Consider the following 3,858-nt stretch of genomic DNA (forward strand, 5'->3'; position numbering starts at 1 on the left):
CAGTGAGCGAAGTGACGTGCGCCTGTCAGGTACAGGGTGACGCCGGCTTCCTTGCAGAGTTCGATGGTGTCCTTGTCGCGGATCGAACCGCCGGGCTGCACGATCGCGCGAACACCCGCGGCCACCAGGATCTCCGGCCCGTCCGAGAACGGGAAGAAGGCGTCGGAGGCGGCGACGGAACCCTTCGCACGCTCACCCGCGCGCTCGACGGCGAGCTTGCAGGAATCGACACGGTTGACCTGGCCCATGCCGACGCCGACCGCGGCGCCGTCCTCGGCGAGCAGGATCGCGTTCGACTTCACCGAACGGCATGCGCGCCAGGCGAATTCGAGGTCGGCCAGGGTGGTGACGTCGGCCGGGTCGCCCGCGGCGAGAGTCCAGTTGACCGGATCGTCGCCCTCGGCGTCGAGAACGTCGCGGTCCTGCAGCAGCGCACCGCCGCTGATCGGGCGCAGCTCCACGCCCTTGCGCTGCGGCGCGTCGGCCACCAGCACGCGCACGTTCTTCTTGCGCTGCAACACTTCCACGGCACCGGGCGCGTACCCGGGGGCGATGATCACCTCGGTGAAGATCTCGGCGACCTGCTCGGCCATCTCGACGCTCACCTCACGGTTGGCCGCGATCACGCCACCGTAGGCACTCACCGGGTCGGTGGCGTGCGCCTTGCGGTGCGCCTCGGCGATATCGCCTGCCACGGCGATGCCACACGGGTTGGCGTGCTTGATCACCGCCACCGCGGGCTCGTCGAAGTCGAACGCGGCCCGCCAGGCGGCGTCACCATCGGTGTAGTTGTTGTACGACATCTCCTTGCCGTGCAACTGCTTCGCCTGCGCGATCCCGACCGTGCCGTCGTTGCTGGTGTACAGCGCGGCGGCCTGGTGCGGGTTCTCGCCGTAGCGCAGCACCGCGGCGCGCTCCCACGAACCGGCGACCCAGCCGGGGAACTGCTCGGTCTCCTCGGCGACGGCGGGCACGGCGACCGAGCCCATCCAGCTCGCGACGGCCACGTCGTAGCTCGCGGTGTGCTGGAAGGCCTTGGCGGCCAGCGCGGTCCGCTCGGCGAGGGTGAACCCGCCGGACTTCACCGCGGCGAGCACGTCGTCGTAGTCGGTGACGTCGACGACCACACCCACCGACGGGTGATTCTTCGCCGCGGCACGCACCATCGACGGCCCGCCGATATCGATCTGCTCCACGCACTCGTCGACGCTCGCGCCACTGGCCACGGTCTGGGTGAACGGGTACAGGTTCACCACCACCAGCTGGAACGCCTCGACACCCAGCTCCACGAGCTGCTCGACATGCTCGGCACGACGGGTGTCGGCCAGGATGCCCGCGTGCACGCGCGGATGCAGCGTCTTGACCCGGCCGTCGAGGGTCTCCGGGAACCCGGTCAGATCCTCGACCTTGGTGACCGGAATCCCGGCCTCGGCGATCTTGCCCGCGGTAGACCCCGTCGACACCAGCTCCACACCGGCCGCATGCAGCCCGGTGGCGAGCTCGACGAGCCCGGTCTTGTCGTAGACGCTCACCAGCGCCCTCTGGATCGCCTTACGTTCACTCACCGGCGTGCTCGCTCACTGGTATTTCTGCCTTTCGTCCGTCGGAGACAATGCCTCGCGTCGCGACGGCGGCGATGACCTCCGCCAGTAACCGTCGCTCGACAACCTTGATGCGCTCCTGCAGCGTGTCCTCGTCGTCGCCGGGCATCACGGCGACCGCTTCCTGCGCGAGGACCGGGCCGGTATCCACGCCCGCGTCGACCAGGTGCACGGTGCAGCCGGTGACCTTGACGCCGTAGGCGAGCGCGTCACGCACCCCGTGCGCGCCCGGGAACGACGGCAGCAGCGCGGGATGGGTGTTGATGAGCCGGCCGCCGAAACGTTCCATGAACGCGGGGCCGAGGATCTTCATGAAGCCCGCCAGGACCACCAGATCGGGCTTGTGCGCGTCGACGGCCTCGGTAAGGGCGACGTTCCAGGCGTCCCGGTCGGAATAGTCTTTGAGCCCCACCTTGAAGTGCGGCACACCAGCGGCCTCGGCGTGCGCGGTGGCCGGGCAGTCGCGGTCGACACCGACGGCCACGATCTGCGCCGGGTAGCCGGGCTCGCGTGCGGCGGCCAGCAGTGCGTTGAGCAGCGAGCCGGTGCCCGAGGCCAGAACGACGACGGTGGCCGGTGTTCTGGCGGGCTTCCACGGGGCAAACGAGGACGTCAGCGCTCTACTCCTGCGTGTGATCGGGCGGCGGCGATGGCGACAGGCGCCGGGTCGAGCTTAGCGACCGGGGGTCTTGTCCTCGTCCGGCAGGTCCGACTCGACCACTTCGACGTCGACGATGTCGTCGGCGGGCTCGTCGGTCGAGCCGGGCGCGGCGATGCTCACTTCGAGGTCGTCGTCGAAGTCCTCGACCAGTTCGCCGTCGACTTCGACTGCGGGATCGTCGTATTCGACAGCATCGGCGTACTCGTCGGGATCGTCGTCCTCGTCGTCGTACTCGTCCTCGTCGTAGTAGTCGTAGTCCTCGTAGTCGTCTGCGTCGTCGTAGTCGTCGTACACCTCGGCCGGCGCGGTCGGTGCCAGGAAACGGCGGGCGAACACCATGCCGACGAAGCCGCCGAAACCGAACCAGGTGACCATCAGCACGACCAGCATCAGCAGATCGACGCCCACCCACCCGACGGCGCCGAGCTGACCGCTGCCGAGGATCGCGAGCATCAGGAACGTCAGCGTGGACAGCGCGGCGCAGGTGAGCGTCGCCCACGGCGCGCCGGGCCGGTCATCGCTGGTGCGGCCGAGTTCGATCCCGCCGAGCACGCCGACGGCGAGCGGGACCAGCAGCAGCGCCGCCCACCACGGGGACGCGGGGCCTTCCGGCACGGGAATCAGCGCGGGCAGGACCGGCATGTGCCCGCCGGTCACGCCGAACAGCCCGACCGAGCCCGCTCCGAACAGCACCGCGGCGCCGCTGAGGATCCCCGCCGCGCCGATCACCACATTCGGCAGATAGAGCAGGGAAAGCAAGGTCATACCCAGCACGTCGGTGACGTTGTGGGCCTGCTGGAAGGCACCGTCGAGCCGGGACAGATGCACGAAGAAGGAGATCACGGTGGCCAGCACGGCGCAGCCGAGCATGCGCAACACGGTGCGACGCGCCGCGCGGGCGCCGAGGACCGCCCATTCCGGGATCTCGATCGGCACCAGCGCGCACAACGAACTCCACGCCCGGCCGGCGATCCCGGCGGCGGCCGCGAACAGATACAGCACGAACACCCAGCCGAAGGCCGCGATCGGACCCGAGGATTCGAGCGGGGTGACACCCGCGGCATCGCCGGTGACGGCGAGGCAGACGGCCGTCATCAGCAGTGGTCCGGCCAGCACGGCACCGGTCAACCAGCCCAGCTCGACGGGAGTCGGGCGGTTCGGAACGGCCCGCGCGCATTCGCGGGCGGCCAGCCAGACCAGCACGGCCGTCGGCGCCAGCGGCAGCAGGCCGAGGGTCGTCCTGCCGACCGTGAGCGGAACCTGGTGGGCGGCAAGCCACGTCGCGGCGACCGCGGCGGGCGCACTGGTGAGATCGGTGCCGGTGGTGAGCATGACCACGAGGACGAGCAGCACCGTCGCCGCCAAGGCGGTGATCGTCGGCCTCGCCGCGACCAGCAGCAGGGTTCGCGCCCGCTCGGGCGAGAGCGACCACCAGCCGGGCTCCTGCCCGGGCGGTGATGCGGCGACTGTCTCCCCGGTGCCGCGTGACCCGGAGGTCCGGCGCACGAGGGCGTTACGGGAGCTCATGACAATTCAGCGTGGCAGCTTCCCCGGCGGCCGCGGGTCAGGCGCGCCGCGAGCCCACAGGCGTACCTG

At 70.1% G+C, this 3,858-nt stretch carries 3 protein-coding genes; all 3 read right to left on the reverse strand.

All coding sequences use genetic code 11. The annotated features are described in order from the left end of the window. On the reverse strand, positions 1–1,565 hold a 1,565-nt coding region (gene purH, locus ACFWF3_RS27445; protein WP_378993273.1), incomplete at its 3' end, for a bifunctional phosphoribosylaminoimidazolecarboxamide formyltransferase/IMP cyclohydrolase. Continuing rightward, complete coding sequence (gene purN / locus ACFWF3_RS27450) at positions 1,558–2,238, reverse strand: phosphoribosylglycinamide formyltransferase (RefSeq protein WP_378636340.1); 681 nt, start codon at positions 2,236–2,238, stop codon at positions 1,558–1,560. The genes purH and purN, both read right to left, overlap by 8 nt. 36 nt (positions 2,239–2,274) lie before the next feature. After that, complete coding sequence (locus ACFWF3_RS27455) at positions 2,275–3,789, reverse strand: DUF6350 family protein (RefSeq protein ID WP_378993274.1); 1,515 nt, start codon at positions 3,787–3,789, stop codon at positions 2,275–2,277. Positions 3,790–3,858: the final 69 nt, after the last annotated feature.

Origin of the sequence: Nocardia sp. NPDC060220, from assembly GCF_042727815.1 — a bacterium.
Classification (GTDB): domain Bacteria; phylum Actinomycetota; class Actinomycetes; order Mycobacteriales; family Mycobacteriaceae; genus Nocardia.

What these genes read in the sequence shown, in the direction of transcription:
- ACFWF3_RS27455 (WP_378993274.1), bottom strand. Translation starts at nt 3,789, where the DNA reads ATGAGCTCCCGTAACGCCCTCGTGCGCCGGACCTCCGGGTCACGCGGC.